This window comes from Enterobacter sp. N18-03635 (assembly GCF_004006055.1).
In the GTDB taxonomy this organism is placed as follows: domain Bacteria; phylum Pseudomonadota; class Gammaproteobacteria; order Enterobacterales; family Enterobacteriaceae; genus Enterobacter; species Enterobacter vonholyi.
On the sequence record NZ_CP034769.1, the window covers coordinates 2,403,071 to 2,418,058 of the forward strand.

Sequence of the window (14,988 nt, forward strand, 5' to 3'; positions counted from 1 at the left end):
CGCATGCGGCCAGGCTGGGAGGATTAGTGTTTTATCATGACATGCCGCACGACCGTATAATCCTCAAGCCCGTAGACCGACATATCCTTCCCGTAGCCCGATAGTTTCATGCCGCCGTGCGGCATTTCGCTCACCAGCATAAAATGGGTATTCACCCAAGTGCAGCCATACTGCAGGCGCGCGCTCAGGCGATGGGCGCGGCCAACGTCTTTGGTCCAGACCGAAGACGCCAGGCCGTATTGCGAGTCGTTTGCCCAGGCCAGCACCTGTGCCTCATCATCAAATTCGGTGACGCTCACCACCGGGCCAAACACCTCGCGCTGCACAATGGCATCTTCCTGTTTGGCCCCCGCCAGCAGGGTTGGCTGGAAGTAGTAGCCCGCCCCCTCTTTTTTGCTGCCCCCGGTCACGACGGTGATGTGGCTCAGGGCTTTGGCCTCATCCACCGCTTTGCACACGCGGGATAAATGTGCCGCCGAACTCAGCGGCCCCAGCTCGGTTGATTCGTCCTCGGGTGCGCCCATTTTCAGGCTCGCAACCGCGGCACCCAGTTTTTCCACCAGCGCGGCGTAAATGCCCTTTTGCGCGTAGATACGACAGGCGGCGGTACAGTCCTGCCCGGCGTTGTAGAAGCCAAACGTCCTCACCCCTTCGACGACCGCATCCAGGTCGGCATCATCAAACACGATCACCGGCGCTTTACCGCCCAGCTCCATGTGGGTGCGTTTAATGGAGGACGCCGTATGGCCGATGATATGTTCCCCGGTAGCAATTGAACCGGTCAGCGAGACCATACGGACTTTTTCATGTCCGGTAAGCGGATCGCCGACCGTTTTGCCCCGACCAAACAGCACGTTAAGAACGCCCGCCGGGAAGATATCTTTTGCCAGCTCTGCCAGCTTAAGCGCGGTCAGGGGCGTAATCTCAGAGGGCTTAATCACCACGCAGTTCCCTGCCGCCAGCGCGGGTGCCAGTTTCCAGGCTGCCATCATCAGCGGGTAGTTCCACGGTGCAATAGAGGCAACCACGCCCACCGGGTCGCGGCGGATCATCGACGTATGGCCGTCAAGGTACTCTCCGGCGGCCAGCCCGTTAAGGCAGCGGGCGGCCCCGGCAAAGAAACGGAAAACGTCAACCACCGCCGGAATTTCATCACCCAGAGCGCAGTGCAGCGGCTTACCGCAGTTGAGGGATTCGAGCCGGGCAAACTCCTCGCCGTGGGCTTCAATCGCATCCGCCAGCTTCAGCAGGCTCTCGGCGCGGGTTTTCGGCGTCGTTTGTCCCCACGCCACAAAAGCACGGTCGGCCGCCTGAACCGCCGCGTCGACCTGGGCCGCTGACGCCTCAGCAATCTCCAGCAGCACCTCTCCGGTGGCCGGGTTATAAACCGGCTGTTTCTCACCCTCTCCGGCAACCAGTTCACCGTTTATCAGCAGATGTTTTTGCATAGCATTTTCCTGTTGAATTCACTGTTATTTCCCGCTGCCGGCAATGTTTTCGCCGTCGCGGGTTAGCCACCAGGCTCCCAGAATGGGGATAGTTGTCACCAGCATCACCAGCAGAGCCACGACGTTGGTGACCGGCACGTCGCGCGGACGCCCGAGCTGGTTGAGCAACCACAGCGGTAACGTGCGCTCGTGTCCCGCCGTAAATGTTGTGACGATTATCTCGTCAAACGACAGGGCAAACGCCAGCATTCCCCCGGCCAGCAGCGCTGAACCCAGATTGGGCAGCACCACATATCGGAAGGTTTGCCATCCGTCGGCCCCGAGATCCATCGACGCTTCGACCAGACTCCAGGAGGTGCGCCTGAACCGGGCAATTACGTTGTTAAACACCACCACCACGCAAAAGGTGGCGTGTCCCACCACGATGGTGAAAAAACCCGGCTCAAGGTCGATCGTTTTGAAGGCCGTCAGCAGCGCCAGGCCGGTGATGATCCCCGGTAACGCAATCGGTAACAGCAGCAGCAGAGAGATCGCATTCTTGCCAAAAAACTCGCTTCGCCACAGCGCCGCTGCAGCAAGCGTGCCAAGCACAAGGGCAATGGCGGTGGAAAGCGCGGCAATTTGAAGTGACAACGTCACGGATTCGATAATATCGCCGCGCCCCGCCGCCACGCTAAACCACTTCAGCGTTAGCCCCTGAGGCGGAAAGCTGAAAGCGGCGTCTTCGGTGTTGAAGGCGTAGGTCGCGATAATCAGCAGCGGGAAGTGCAGGAAGATGACGCCTCCCCACGCTGCCACTTTCAGGAACAGCGGTGCGCGTTCAGAGTGCATCGAATGCCCCCAGACGTTTCACGAACGCCAGATAAAGAGAAATCAGCACGATGGGTACCAGCGTGAACGCGGCGGCCATCGGCATATTGCCGATAGCGCCCTGCTGGGAGTAGACCATGTTACCGATGAAATAGCCCGGCGGGCCGACCAGCTGAGGAACGATGAAGTCCCCCAGCGTCAGGGAGAACGTGAAAATTGATCCCGCCGCAATGCCCGGAATGGCCAGCGGCAGAACGACGTAGCGAAAGGTCTGGCGCGGGCGCGCGCCGAGGTCGGCCGAGGCCTGCAGCAGCGAGGCCGGCAGGCGTTCCAGCGCCGCCTGGACAGGCAGGATCATAAACGGCAGCCAGATGTAAACGAAGACCAAAAACCGTCCCAGCCCCGAGGTGGACAAGGTGTTGCCGCCAATCGCCGGGAGCGTCAGGAGTGAGGTCAGAATCGGCTCCAGCCCGAGATGGTTGAGAAACCATTGCGCCACGCCGTCCTTCGCCAGCAGCAGCGTCCAGGCGTAGGCTTTGACGATGTAGCTCGCCCACATCGGCAGCATGACAGCGATATAGAAAAACGCTTTCCACTTGCCGCGGGTGTATCGCGCCATGTACCAGGCCATCGGGAATGCGAGGATGGCGCTGGCAATCGTCACCGCAATCGCCATCGTTAAGGTTCGCAGGATGATGTCATAGTTTGCCGGATTGAAGAGCGCCTGAATATTCGCCAGGGTCAGGTCCGGCGTGACCGCCATGGTGAAATCGTCAAAGGTGTAAAACCCTTGCCACAGCAGGGTCAGAAGCGATCCTAAATAGATGATGCCAAACCACATGAGCGGCGCGAGCAGAAGCAGGAACAGGCCGAGCGACGGTTTTCGCCAGAACAGCGCCTTCATGCGGCTGAAGCGGCCGTGCGAGGCGGGAGGATGCGCGACACTCATAGACATTTCACCTCTCCTCGTGCAGGCGAATCATCGCCTCGCGTGACCACGACGCCATCACCGCCTGCCCCGGCGCAATGCCGCTCAGCGGCGAGGTTTCACTGAGATTGGCCTGGCTCACCAGCAGTTTGGCGCCATCGGCAAGCTTCAGCTCCAGCCGCGTGGCCGCCCCCTGGTACTGAACGGCCTGCACGATGCCCTGAACCTGAACGTCTCCGCCCTCGTTAAGACGGATATGTTCCGGACGCAGGGAATAGCTGCCTTCCATGCCGCAAATTTTGTGCGCTAGTCCTGCATCAAAGACGTTGGAAGTGCCCACAAAACTCGCGACAAACGGCGTGCGCGGACGCATGTAGAGATCGCGCGGGGTATCCACCTGCTCGATCCGCCCGTTATTAAACACCGCCACCCGGTCTGACATTGAAAGGGCTTCACCCTGATCGTGGGTGACAAAAATGAAGGTAATACCGAGTTCCTGCTGAAGTTTCTTCAGCTCGAACTGCATTTGTTCACGCAGTTTGAGATCGAGCGCACCTAAGGGCTCATCCAGCAGCAGGACGCGCGGCTCATTGACCAGCGCGCGGGCGATGGCGACACGCTGCCGCTGGCCGCCGGAAAGTTGCGAAGGTTTGCGGGCAACGGCAAAGCTCAGGCCCACTTTTTCGAGGGCATCACGGGCCTGCGCATGGCGTTTTTTCTTGTCGATGCCTTTGACCATCAGCCCGTAGGCGACATTGTCGAGGATCGACATATGCGGGAACAGCGCGTAATCCTGAAAGACGGTGTTCACATCCCGCTCCCAGGGAGGCAGTTCGCTCGCCTCTTTGCCGAAGATAGAAATCGTGCCGCCTGACAGCTGTTCAAAACCGGCTATCAGGCGCAGGCAGGTGGTTTTGCCGGAGCCCGAAGGCCCCAGCATGGAGAAAAACTCTCCGTCACGAATCGCAATGGTGACCCCATCCACCGCCCGTACGTCGCCGTACAGACGGGAAACATTGTTAAACTCTACCGCGTACGTCATGTTCTGCTCCCGGGCAATTAACGACCGCCCATGATGGCGATGTAATCCTGCGTCCAGCGGCTGTAAGGCACAAATTTGCCGCCTTCTGCGATGGGGGTTTTCCAGAACATGATTTTGTCGAACTCGTTATATCCGTTTGTTTCACAGCCTTTATAGCCCAGCAGCGTGCTGGCTTTACACCCTTCCGGTACCACGGGCAGGGAGCCAAACCATGCTGCCAGATCGCCCTGAACTTTCGGCGTCAGCGACCAGTTCATCCACTTGTAGGCGCACATCGGGTGTTTTGCCTGAGCGTGCAGCATGGTGGTATCCGCCCAGCCGGTCACCCCCTCTTTCGGAAAGACGGTTGCAATAGGCTGGTTCTCGGCCTTCAGGGCATTCGCCTGATACGGCCAGGCGCTGGAGGCCACGACGCCTTCGTTTTTGAAGTCGCTCATCTGGACGGTGGTGTCGTGCCAGTAGCGGTGAATCAGAGCATGCTGGTCGCGAAGCACCTTAAGCACGGCGGCATACTGTGCTTCGGTGAGCTGGTACGGGTCTTTAATACCCAGCTGCGGCTGCGTGGCCTTGACGAACAGCGCGGCATCCGCGATGTAAATCGGGCCGTCATACGCCTGCACGCGTCCCTGATTGGTTTTCCCGTCCGGCAGATCCTGTTTGGTAAAGACCACGCTCCAGCTGTCCGGCGGCGTCGGGAAGGTTTTGGTGTTGTACATCAGCAGGTTTGGCCCCCACTGGTACGGCGTGCCGTAGACTTTCCCGCCGACGTTAAACCATTCCCCTTTCACAATCCGTTCGTCGAGGGTTTTCCAGTTGGGGATAAGATCGGGGTTAATCGGCTGGACGCGTTTGCCCATGATCAGGCGCAGGGAAGCGTCACCTGATGCGGTGACCAGGTCATATCCCCCTTTCGCCATCAGGCTGACCATTTCATCCGACGTGGCCGCCGTTTTGACGTTCACCGCACACCCGGTCTCTTTTTCAAACTGGGCGACCCAGTCGTAGTTTTTGTCCGTCTGTCCGCGTTCGATGTATCCCGGCCAGGCGATAATATCCAGTCGACCTTCCCCGTCGCCGATGACCTTTGGTGGTTCTGCGGCTTGCGCTGTCATGATAGTCATGCCGAGCGCGCACAGGCTGCTGCGGGCAAATTTTTTGCTCATAAGGGTTACTCCTGTCGCAATGAAATTTAGCGGCAGCCGTGCCGTAAAAATATCTCCCTTATTAAACGTAGACCGTGCGAATGCGCCGCACCGTTCGGCTTAAGGAAATTTCATCAAGGTGTGACCGAGGGCGCATTCCCCGTTAACTGGATTATAGACAAGGAGTTAGCCGCGAGAGACGGTATGCAGATTTCCTATGACAGGTCACCGCGAAATATTCGCAGCGCCGTCATCAGGATAAGAATTGATTATTTAAATAACGGAGAAAAGTTTATTCCAGCATCGTGCTAATTAATTTTCCTAACTGAATGACCGCCTGCTCTTCCCGCTCTCCCCAGGCCCACGACGTATTAAAACGGAAGAACGGCGTCCATGCGTCAGAAGTGGAAAACATCTTTCCGGGGGCAATGCTGATGTGGTGCGTTAAGGCTTTTTCGCTCAGCAGCCCCGCGTCCAGATGCGCCGGAAGCTCCAGCCATAAAAAGTAGCCGCTGTCGTTATGATGGATTTTGACGCCGGCAGGCATATGGCGCAAAAGGGACTGCCAGGCCTGCTGCTTTCGCTCGGCGAGCGTACGCCGCAGGCGGCGCAGATGGGCGTCGTAGCGTTTCGTCGCCAGGTAATCAACCAGCGCCAGCTGCACAGGTGAGCTTGTGGAGAGCGTGCTCATCAGCTGCAGCTGCTGAATACGTCGCGCGTGTTTTCCTGCCGCAACCCAGCCGATGCGAAAACCGGCCACCAGACATTTTGAAAAGGACGAGCAGTGCAGCGTCATATCCTGACGATCCCATGCTTTCGCCGGAAGCGGTTTTTCGCGCCCAAAATAGAGCTCGCTGTAGACGTCGTCTTCAATCAGAGGAACGTTGTGCTGCGTTAACAGGGCGACAAGCTGCGCTTTTTTTTCCGCGCTCAGCGTGAAGCCAAGCGGGTTTTGACTGTTGGTCATTATCCAGCAGGCTTTAACTGGATACTCCTTCAGCGCCTGCTCAAGGGCATTCAGGTCAATCCCTTCACGGACGTCCGTCGCAATCGACAACGCTTTAAGCTTCAGGCGTTCCAGGGCCTGCAGAGCGCCGTAAAAACAGGGGTTTTCGACTATCACCCAGTCGCCCGGCTCGGTCACCGCCTGCAGGCTGAGATTGAGCGCTTCAAGGGCGCCTGCGGTGATCACGATCTCTTCCGGGGAGATGTTCATGCCCTGCTGCGCGTAGCGGCGGGCAATGGCGTGGCGGAGATCGACGTTACCCGGCGGCAGGTTCTCAATCACGCTCATCGCCGTCGCGGTTTTGCTGACGTTCGCCAGCGATCGGTTGAGCTGCTGCAGCGGGAAAAGCCGTGGGTCGGGAAAAGCGGAGGCAAAAGGGACAACGGACGGGTCGCGGCTGGCCTGTAAGACGTCGAAGATGTAGGTGTTAATATCCACTACTTCGTCACGCATCACCTGGGCAGGCGGAGCAGGCTGATGTGCGGTCGGGCGCGAGGCAACGTAATAGCCCGACTGCGGTCTGGCGACAATGCGCCCCTGACTTTCCAGCATCTGATACGCGTGGCCAACGGTCATAAAACTCATGCCGCTGCTCGCCACCTGCTCTCGCAGAGAAGGCAGCTTATCGCCCGGCAGCCATACGCCGAGCTCTATCTGCGAGATAATTTGTTGCGCCAGACGCTGGTATTTTTTCATCAGATTCTCCTTGTGGCTGACAGTGTATATCAGCAGGAGAAAAAGAGAAGATTTAGCTAACTGTTATAGTTCGGGAAACGAATTACTTACGGTACTCGGTAACGTGGCTTTGCGCCTGACGCGCAGCGGCCAGGTGATCGAGCGTTATCATCGACGATTTGCAAAAAATGCATTTCGCGCCGAGTGGGTTTTTCTCAGACACATCAAAGACTGAGGTACGGTACTGCGAGCCATGACAGCATGGGCAGCGGAAATGAATATAAGAAGTCATAGGATTCTCCTGTAAACGTAAAAACGTAAATTACTAATGGGCCGATTGGGCATAATGGTTTTAAACAAAACGAATCGGAATGTAGATAAAGACCCAAGAGAGGCTGCGGAGAGGCACAACGTGATGAGAACTGCTTTATAAAACTACGTCAGATATTTATTTGGACTCAAAACCAGAAGACCATTAACGCACGGCGTTGACGACAAAGCAAGCTGTTTTATGCGTAAAATTCATAAAAACAGTGTTTTTATCCCTCATCCGAGAAGTATATCAGATGGCTAAAGCATGAGAATTATGCCAACTGTTATGGTTAAAAATCACTTTTCTGAGTCTGATAGTCAGATCTTCGCCTCTATACCATAACAGCACACCGTTTGACATTGAGGCTGTGCATGTTTGGTTTAGATGCGTTTCACCTTGCACGGATACAGTTTGCCTTTACCGTATCCTTTCACATTATTTTCCCGGCCATTACCATCGGTCTTGCAAGCTATCTTGCCGTGCTCGAAGGGCTGTGGCTGAAAACAAAAAATCCGGTCTGGCGCTCGCTGTACCATTTCTGGTCGAAGATATTTGCCGTCAACTTTGGCATGGGCGTGGTGTCCGGGCTGGTGATGGCCTACCAGTTTGGCACCAACTGGAGCGGCTTTTCGCAGTTTGCGGGCAGTATTACCGGCCCGCTTCTGACCTATGAAGTGCTTACCGCCTTCTTCCTCGAAGCCGGGTTCCTCGGCGTAATGCTGTTCGGCTGGAACAAGGTCGGACCGGGTCTGCACTTCTTCTCCACCTGCATGGTGGCGCTGGGGACCATTATCTCTACCTTCTGGATCCTCTCTTCAAACAGCTGGATGCAGACCCCGCAGGGCTATGAGATCGTCAACGGTCAGGTGGTGCCGGTGGACTGGTTCGCGGTGGTGTTTAACCCCTCCTTCCCTTACCGCCTGCTGCATATGTCGATAGCCGCGTTCCTGAGCAGCGCCCTGTTTGTGGGCGCATCCGCGGCATGGCATCTGCTGCGCGGGAATAATACCCCCGCCATCCGGGCGATGTTTTCGATGGCGCTGTGGATGACGCTGATTGTCGCCCCCATCCAGGCCATGGTTGGCGATATGCACGGGTTGAACACCTTAAAGCACCAGCCCGCCAAGATAGCCGCGATTGAAGGACACTGGGAAAATCCGCCGGGTGAGCCTACCCCGCTGCTGCTGTTTGGCTGGCCGGATATGGAGCAGGAGCGCACCCGCTTTGGGCTGGAGATCCCGGCGCTGGGGAGTCTCATCCTGACGCACAGCCTGGATAAACAGGTTCCGGCGCTGAAAGAGTTTCCAAAGGAAGACCGCCCGAATTCCACCATCGTCTTCTGGTCGTTCCGCATTATGGCGGGTCTGGGCATGCTGATGCTGCTTCTTGGGGTAACGGCACTCTGGCTGCGATATAAAAAGCGCGTTTATTCGTCGCGCCCTTTCCTGTGGTTTGCGCTGTTGATGGGGCCATCGGGGCTGATTGCCATTCTGGCCGGGTGGATCACCACCGAAGTGGGCCGCCAGCCTTGGGTGGTCTATGGGCTCCAGCGAACGAAGGATGCGGTTTCTGCCCATGGTGATTTGCACATGAGCGTGAGCCTGCTGGCCTTCTTCGTCGTCTATACCTCGGTATTCGGCGTGGGTTACAGCTATATGGTGCGCCTCATCCGAAAAGGCCCGCAGCCGCATGAATCTTTCGCCACCGAGTCCGACGGACGTCCGGCGCGCCCGCTTTCTGCCGTCACAACTGAACATAAGGAGCAGCCATAATGGGTATCGATCTTTCCATTATCTGGTTTGTGATCATCGTTTTCGCCACGCTGATGTATATCGTCATGGACGGTTTTGATCTGGGGATTGGCATTCTGTTCCCGGCAACGCAGAACGCCGACGATCGCGACGTAATGGTCAACAGCGTCGCGCCGGTCTGGGACGGAAATGAAACCTGGCTGGTGCTTGGCGGCGCTGCGCTGTTTGGCGCATTCCCACTTGCCTACGCGGTGATCGTGGATGCCCTCACCATTCCACTGACGTTAATGCTGATCGGACTTATTTTCCGCGGGGTGGCATTTGAATTTCGTTTTAAGGCCACCCCGGCGCACCGTCCTTTCTGGGATAAGGCGTTCATAGGTGGTTCCATTCTGGCGACGTTTACCCAGGGCGTGACGGTAGGCGCCGTCATTAACGGCTTTACCGTCACCGGCCGGGCCTATACCGGCGGCCCCTTTGACTGGTTTACCGCGTTTAACCTGTTTTGCGGCGCCGGGCTGGTGGTGGCCTATGCGCTGTTAGGCTCGACCTGGCTGGTGATGAAAAGCGAAAACGCGCTGCAGCAGCGGATGCGCGAGGTATCGAAAACGCTGTTAATCGTGCTGCTGGCGTTTATTGCCGCCATTAGCCTCTGGACGCCGCTGGCACAACCGGCCATCGCCGCGCGCTGGTTTACGCTGCCGAATCTGTTTTATCTGCTGCCGGTTCCTGCTCTGGTGGTGATTTTTAGCCTGTACCAGTGGCGCTGCCTGAATAATCCCGCCAGCCATAGCCGTCCGTTTATTCTGACACTGGGGCTGGTATTCCTCGGCTTTAGCGGGCTTGGGATCAGCATCTGGCCGCATATTATTCCACCGTCGATCACCCTTTGGCAGGCCGCCGCACCGACGCAAAGCCAGGGCTTTATGCTGGTCGGCGCGCTGTTGATCATTCCCGTTATTCTGGTCTACACCTTCTGGAGTTACTACGTATTTCGCGGCAAAGTTCAGCATGGGGAGGGTTATCACTGATGCAACAACCGGTCTGGAAAAGATTACTGTGGCTGGCCATTATCTGGGGCGGCAGCGTACTGGCACTGGCTGCTGTCAGCATGCTCTTCCGTATGCTAATGACGGCTGCAGGGTTTAAATCGCATTAACATCATTCCGGGCAACCGCTGCGTTGCCCTGTTCCCCCGCACTTTCAGATAAACCCCATTAACGCATGGCAGCGTATCGTTACACTGGAAAAAGATTCACAGTGTTTATAGTTTGAGAAGAAAAATGAAAAAGCTCATCGCGTTAAGTGTTATCAGTCTTGTTCTTACCGGCTGCGTTAATCCGGGTAAAGCCTCCGTTCAGCCGGAGCAACTTCAGAATCACCGCTTCGTGCTGGAAAACGTGAACGGTAAGGCCGTGAAGACCGCGACAACGCCACCTGAGCTCAGTTTTAGCGCGCTGCCTGATATCAGCCTGGTGAATAACATCAGCGTTTCCGGCCAGATGTGTAACCGCTTCAACGGACAGGGGAAATTGTCCGAAGGCGAGCTTAAGGTTAAAACGCTGGCCATGACGCGCAAGCTCTGTACTGAACCGCAGCTGAATGAGCTGGATCAGGCCATCGGCGACATGCTGCGCAAAGGGGCGCAGGTCGACCTGACTGAGGACCAGTTAACGCTGGCGACAGCCGATAAAACGCTGATGTTTAAGCGTGTAGAATAATCAGTAGTTACCGCAGCTTCCAACGGCAAGCGACTGTTCGCTACAGCGTTTGCCGTTTGGCAAGGCGCACATCCCAATAGCAGAACCATCAAGCTGGCGAGCGACAGACAGCGAACCGCCAATCATTGCGCAGTTAGCCTGACCAGCGCTGGACATCGCCGCTTTCATTCCCGGCGCCACGTGGGCTGCCGTTGCCTGCTGAACGGGTTCACTGCTACATGCCGACAACAATAATGCGGCACACCCTACCAAAAACGCTGAGCGCATGCTTTCTCCCCCATAAATGATGCGAAACCTATGCATAATAGGCATCACAGCCCGTGTCGTCGAGAGCGAAAGTGCGTATTTATGCGCTCCGGAAACAATTTTTCGCAATTTTTTCGCCAAAAGTTTGATCTACTCATTGATGGCGAGAATACCAAGGACACAAAAGCGAAAATCGTAAAATCACCCGTTTGCTAGAATACACAGATAATATTCAGGGTTTGTTGCCGTAATACAGACCCCTATTTTTTGCGCAATGTAAGGGTGTTGTCCTATGCAAACTATTGACGGTAATGGTGCAGTTGCCTCAGTCGCGTTTCGCACCAGTGAAGTTATCGCCATCTACCCGATTACGCCAAGTTCTACCATGGCCGAGCAGGCGGATGCCTGGGCGGGTAACGGGTTAAAAAACGTCTGGGGCGATGTCCCGAGAGTGGTTGAGATGCAGTCTGAAGCCGGTGCGATTGCCACGGTGCACGGCGCGCTTCAGACCGGCGCGCTTTCCACGTCGTTCACATCTTCTCAGGGATTGTTGTTAATGATCCCGACGCTGTACAAACTCGCCGGGCAACTGACCCCCTTCGTTCTGCACGTTGCTGCACGGACCGTTGCCACCCACGCGCTCTCTATCTTTGGCGATCACTCAGACGTGATGGCCGTACGCCAGACCGGCTGCGCGATGCTGTGCGCCAGCAGCGTTCAGGAAGCCCAGGACTTTGCCTTAATTTCGCATATCGCCACGCTCAAAAGCCGGGTGCCGTTTATTCATTTCTTTGATGGTTTCCGCACCTCTCACGAAATTAACAAAATCGTCCCGCTGGCTGACGAGACAATCCTGAATCTCCTCCCGCAGGCGGATATCGACGCGCACCGTGCCCGGGCCCTAAATCCGGAACACCCGGTGATTCGCGGCACGTCGGCGAACCCGGATACCTATTTCCAGTCCCGCGAGGCCACGAACCCTTGGTACAACGCGGTTTACGACCATGTTGAACAGGCGATGAATGACTTTGCCGCCGCGACCGGTCGGGAATATAAACCCTTTGAGTACTACGGCCATCCGCAGGCGGAACGGGTCATTGTGCTGATGGGGTCGGCCATTGGCACCTGCGAGGAAGTTGTTGATGAACTGCTGACGCGCGGCGAAAAAGTTGGCGTGCTGAAAGTGCGTCTCTATCGGCCGTTCTCGGCGAAACATCTGCTCTCTGCGCTGCCGGAAAGCGCGCGTACCGTTGCGGTGCTCGATCGCACTAAAGAGCCGGGCGCGCAGGCGGAACCGCTGTATCTGGATGTGATGACGGCCCTGGCAGAAGCTTTTAATCAGGGCGAACGTGAAACGCTGCCGCGCGTGATCGGAGGTCGCTATGGGTTATCGTCCAAGGAATTTGGGCCGGACTGCGTGCTGGCGGTATTCAACGAGCTCAGCGAAGCGAAGCCCAAGCCGCGCTTTACCGTCGGTATTTATGATGATGTGACGAATCTGTCCCTGTCGCTGCCGGAAAACTCCCTGCCCTCGACCGCCAAACTTGAGGCGCTGTTCTATGGTCTGGGCAGCGACGGCAGCGTCTCCGCGACCAAAAACAACATCAAAATCATCGGTAACTCCACGCCGTGGTATGCCCAGGGGTACTTCGTTTACGACTCCAAAAAGGCAGGCGGCTTGACCGTTTCCCACCTGCGGGTGAGCGAACAGCCCATCCGCTCTGCGTATCTTATTTCTCAGGCTGATTTTGTTGGCTGTCACCAGCTGCAGTTTATCGATAAATACCAGATGGCCGAGCGCCTGAAGCCTGGCGGTATTTTCCTCCTGAATACGCCATACAGCGCGGATGAAGTCTGGTCTCGCCTGCCGCAGGAAGTGCAGGCGGTGCTGAACCAGAAAAAAGCCCGTTTATTTGTGGTGAATGCGGCGAAAATTGCCCGCGAATGTGGCCTGGCCGCGCGCATCAATACCGTTATGCAGATGGCCTTCTTCCATCTGACCAATATCCTGCCGGGCGACAGCGCGCTGGCGGAACTGCAGGGCGCGATTGCCAAAAGCTACAGCAGCAAAGGACAGGAATTAGTCGAGCGTAACTGGCAGGCGCTAGCGCTGGCGCGCGAGTCGCTGTATGAGGTACCGCTGCAGCCGGTCAATGCCGCAAGCCCGAACCGCCCTCCGGTGGTGTCCGATGCGGCGCCTGATTTCGTTAAGACCGTGACGGCGGCGATGCTGGCCGGTCTGGGTGATGCCCTGCCCGTCTCTGCGCTGCCGCCGGATGGCACCTGGCCGATGGGCACCACGCGCTGGGAAAAACGTAACATCGCCGAAGCGATCCCTATCTGGAAAGAAGAACTGTGTACCCAGTGCAACCACTGCGTAGCGGCCTGCCCGCACTCAGCCATTCGTGCCAAAGTGGTTTCACCGGAAGAGATGGAATCTGCGCCTGCGAGCCTGCATTCACTGGATGTGAAATCCCGCGATATGCGCGGGCAGAAATACGTTCTGCAGGTCGCGCCGGAAGATTGCACCGGCTGTAACCTGTGCGTCGAGGTCTGTCCGGCGAAAGACAGGCAGAATCCGGAGATCAAAGCCATCAATATGATGTCGCGTCTGGAGCATGTTGAAGAGGAGAAGGTCAATTATGACTTCTTCCTGAACCTGCCGGAAATCGACCGCAGCAAACTGGAACGCATTGATATTCGAACCTCACAGCTGATTACGCCGCTGTTTGAATACTCCGGTGCCTGCTCAGGCTGCGGTGAAACGCCGTATATCAAGCTGCTTACCCAGCTGTACGGTGACCGGATGTTGATTGCCAACGCAACCGGCTGTTCTTCTATTTATGGCGGTAACCTGCCCTCCACGCCGTACACCACTGACGCCAACGGTCGCGGTCCGGCGTGGGCAAACTCTCTATTCGAAGACAACGCCGAATTTGGTCTGGGCTTCCGCCTGACCGTTGACCAGCACCGTGCACGCGTGATGCGCCTGCTGGAGCAGTTTGCCGGGCAGCTCCCTGCCGGGCTCAATGACGTGCTTCATGCGGATGCAACGCCAGAAGAACGTCGTGAGCAGGTTGCCGAGCTGCGTCAGGCGCTTCAGGGCGTGGCGGGAGCTGAGCAGCTGCTGATCGACGCGGACGCGCTGGTCGAAAAATCGATCTGGCTGATTGGCGGTGACGGCTGGGCTTACGACATCGGCTTTGGCGGGCTGGATCACGTGCTGAGCCTGACCGAAAACGTCAATATCCTGGTTCTGGATACGCAGTGTTATTCCAACACCGGCGGCCAGGCATCGAAAGCGACGCCGTTAGGCGCCGTGACGAAATTCGGCGAACACGGTAAACGCAAGGCGCGCAAAGATCTCGGTGTAAGCATGATGATGTACGGTCACGTTTACGTCGCGCAAATTTCGCTGGGTGCCCAGCTTAACCAGACGGTGAAAGCAATTCAGGAGGCGGAGGCGTATCCTGGCCCATCGCTGATCGTTGCATACAGCCCTTGCGAAGAGCATGGCTACGATCTGGCGCTTAGCCACGACCAGATGCGCCAGCTGACCGCGACGGGCTTCTGGCCGCTGTACCGGTTCGACCCGCGTCGTGCTGATGAGGGTAAATTACCGCTGGCGCTGGATTCGCGTCCGCCGTCAGATGCCCTGGCCGAGACCTTAATGCAGGAACAGCGCTTCCGTCGCCTTAACGCGCAGCAGCCGGAAGTGGCCGAACAGCTCTGGAAAGACGCCGCGGCCGATCTGCAAAAACGTTATGACTTCCTGGCGCAAATGGCGGGTAAAGCCGAAAAACCGACCAGCGACTAGTACCTCTGCCCGGCTTGTCCGGGCATATTTTTGCCATAAAAAAGCCCGGCGCATTCACACCGGGCGAATCCAGATAATCAATGAATATC

13 protein-coding genes are annotated in these 14,988 nt (G+C 56.9%); 5 read left to right on the forward strand and 8 right to left on the reverse strand.

The features are described from left to right. Positions 1-23 precede the first annotated feature (23 nt). The 7 genes from patD to ELK40_RS12180 all read right to left on the reverse strand — a co-directional run bounded on the left by patD (position 24) and on the right by ELK40_RS12180 (position 7,343). Positions 24-1,448 (reverse strand): aminobutyraldehyde dehydrogenase, encoded by a 1,425-nt coding sequence (patD, locus tag ELK40_RS12150; protein ID WP_127731088.1) that lies wholly within the window; start codon positions 1,446-1,448, stop codon positions 24-26. Between the two features lie 24 nt (positions 1,449-1,472). Further along, positions 1,473-2,279: an ABC transporter permease gene (locus ELK40_RS12155; RefSeq protein WP_029741505.1), complete on the reverse strand. Its 807-nt coding sequence runs from the start codon at positions 2,277-2,279 to the stop codon at positions 1,473-1,475. Then, positions 2,269-3,213 carry an ABC transporter permease gene (locus ELK40_RS12160; RefSeq protein WP_127731089.1) on the reverse strand — a complete coding sequence of 315 codons (945 nt, stop codon included), beginning with the start codon at positions 3,211-3,213 and terminating at the stop codon, positions 2,269-2,271. Before ELK40_RS12160 ends, ELK40_RS12155 begins: the two co-directional genes overlap by 11 nt. 1 nt (position 3,214) lies before the next feature. Then, positions 3,215-4,228, reverse strand: coding sequence for an ABC transporter ATP-binding protein (locus tag ELK40_RS12165; protein WP_115875285.1), 1,014 nt, complete (start codon positions 4,226-4,228; stop codon positions 3,215-3,217). 17 nt (positions 4,229-4,245) lie between these two features. After that, entirely contained in the window at positions 4,246-5,391 is a 1,146-nt protein-coding gene (gene ydcS / locus ELK40_RS12170) for a putative ABC transporter substrate-binding protein YdcS (RefSeq protein ID WP_127731090.1), read from the reverse strand. Positions 5,392-5,662: 271 nt separating this feature from the next. Continuing rightward, entirely contained in the window at positions 5,663-7,072 is a 1,410-nt protein-coding gene (locus ELK40_RS12175) for a PLP-dependent aminotransferase family protein (RefSeq protein WP_127731091.1), read from the reverse strand. A gap of 82 nt (positions 7,073-7,154) precedes the next feature. Continuing rightward, positions 7,155-7,343: a hypothetical protein gene (locus ELK40_RS12180; RefSeq protein ID WP_028013309.1), complete on the reverse strand. Its 189-nt coding sequence runs from the start codon at positions 7,341-7,343 to the stop codon at positions 7,155-7,157. Positions 7,344-7,735: 392 nt separating this feature from the next. Here ELK40_RS12180 and ELK40_RS12185 point away from each other — a divergent pair, with 392 nt between their 5' ends. From ELK40_RS12185 to hslJ, 4 genes are all read left to right on the forward strand, one after another. Continuing rightward, positions 7,736-9,136, forward strand: coding sequence for a cytochrome ubiquinol oxidase subunit I (locus ELK40_RS12185; RefSeq protein WP_115875297.1), 1,401 nt, complete (start codon positions 7,736-7,738; stop codon positions 9,134-9,136). Continuing rightward, entirely contained in the window at positions 9,136-10,146 is a 1,011-nt protein-coding gene (gene cydB / locus ELK40_RS12190; RefSeq protein WP_115875298.1) for a cytochrome d ubiquinol oxidase subunit II, read from the forward strand. Before ELK40_RS12185 ends, cydB begins: the two co-directional genes overlap by 1 nt. After that, entirely contained in the window at positions 10,146-10,274 is a 129-nt protein-coding gene (locus tag ELK40_RS12195) for a DUF2474 domain-containing protein (protein ID WP_008501283.1), read from the forward strand. The genes cydB and ELK40_RS12195 overlap by 1 nt, the downstream gene beginning before the upstream one ends. Before the next feature lie 124 nt (positions 10,275-10,398). Then, positions 10,399-10,836: a heat shock protein HslJ gene (gene hslJ / locus ELK40_RS12200; RefSeq protein WP_115875300.1), complete on the forward strand. Its 438-nt coding sequence runs from the start codon at positions 10,399-10,401 to the stop codon at positions 10,834-10,836. Here hslJ and ELK40_RS12205 read toward each other — a convergent pair whose 3' ends face one another. Beyond that, the gene (locus ELK40_RS12205; protein WP_115876072.1) at positions 10,837-11,103 is read right to left on the reverse strand and encodes a DUF333 domain-containing protein; all 267 of its coding nucleotides are present in this window, start codon (positions 11,101-11,103) and stop codon (positions 10,837-10,839) included. Between the two features lie 271 nt (positions 11,104-11,374). Between ELK40_RS12205 and nifJ the strand changes: the two genes are divergently transcribed. After that, positions 11,375-14,899, forward strand: coding sequence for a pyruvate:ferredoxin (flavodoxin) oxidoreductase (gene nifJ / locus ELK40_RS12210; RefSeq protein ID WP_127731093.1), 3,525 nt, complete (start codon positions 11,375-11,377; stop codon positions 14,897-14,899). Positions 14,900-14,988: the final 89 nt, after the last annotated feature.

What these genes read in the sequence shown, in the direction of transcription:
- ELK40_RS12165 (WP_115875285.1), bottom strand. Translation starts at nt 4,228, where the DNA reads ATGACGTACGCGGTAGAGTTTAACAATGTTTCCCGTCTGTACGGCGAC.
- ELK40_RS12195 (WP_008501283.1), top strand. Translation starts at nt 10,146, where the DNA reads ATGCAACAACCGGTCTGGAAAAGATTACTGTGGCTGGCCATTATCTGG.
- ELK40_RS12180 (WP_028013309.1), bottom strand. Translation starts at nt 7,343, where the DNA reads ATGACTTCTTATATTCATTTCCGCTGCCCATGCTGTCATGGCTCGCAG.
- ELK40_RS12185 (WP_115875297.1), top strand. Translation starts at nt 7,736, where the DNA reads ATGTTTGGTTTAGATGCGTTTCACCTTGCACGGATACAGTTTGCCTTT.
- nifJ (WP_127731093.1), top strand. Translation starts at nt 11,375, where the DNA reads ATGCAAACTATTGACGGTAATGGTGCAGTTGCCTCAGTCGCGTTTCGC.
- ELK40_RS12205 (WP_115876072.1), bottom strand. Translation starts at nt 11,103, where the DNA reads ATGCGCTCAGCGTTTTTGGTAGGGTGTGCCGCATTATTGTTGTCGGCA.
- ELK40_RS12175 (WP_127731091.1), bottom strand. Translation starts at nt 7,072, where the DNA reads ATGAAAAAATACCAGCGTCTGGCGCAACAAATTATCTCGCAGATAGAG.
- hslJ (WP_115875300.1), top strand. Translation starts at nt 10,399, where the DNA reads ATGAAAAAGCTCATCGCGTTAAGTGTTATCAGTCTTGTTCTTACCGGC.
- patD (WP_127731088.1), bottom strand. Translation starts at nt 1,448, where the DNA reads ATGCAAAAACATCTGCTGATAAACGGTGAACTGGTTGCCGGAGAGGGT.
- cydB (WP_115875298.1), top strand. Translation starts at nt 9,136, where the DNA reads ATGGGTATCGATCTTTCCATTATCTGGTTTGTGATCATCGTTTTCGCC.
- ELK40_RS12160 (WP_127731089.1), bottom strand. Translation starts at nt 3,213, where the DNA reads ATGTCTATGAGTGTCGCGCATCCTCCCGCCTCGCACGGCCGCTTCAGC.
- ELK40_RS12155 (WP_029741505.1), bottom strand. Translation starts at nt 2,279, where the DNA reads ATGCACTCTGAACGCGCACCGCTGTTCCTGAAAGTGGCAGCGTGGGGA.
- ydcS (WP_127731090.1), bottom strand. Translation starts at nt 5,391, where the DNA reads ATGAGCAAAAAATTTGCCCGCAGCAGCCTGTGCGCGCTCGGCATGACT.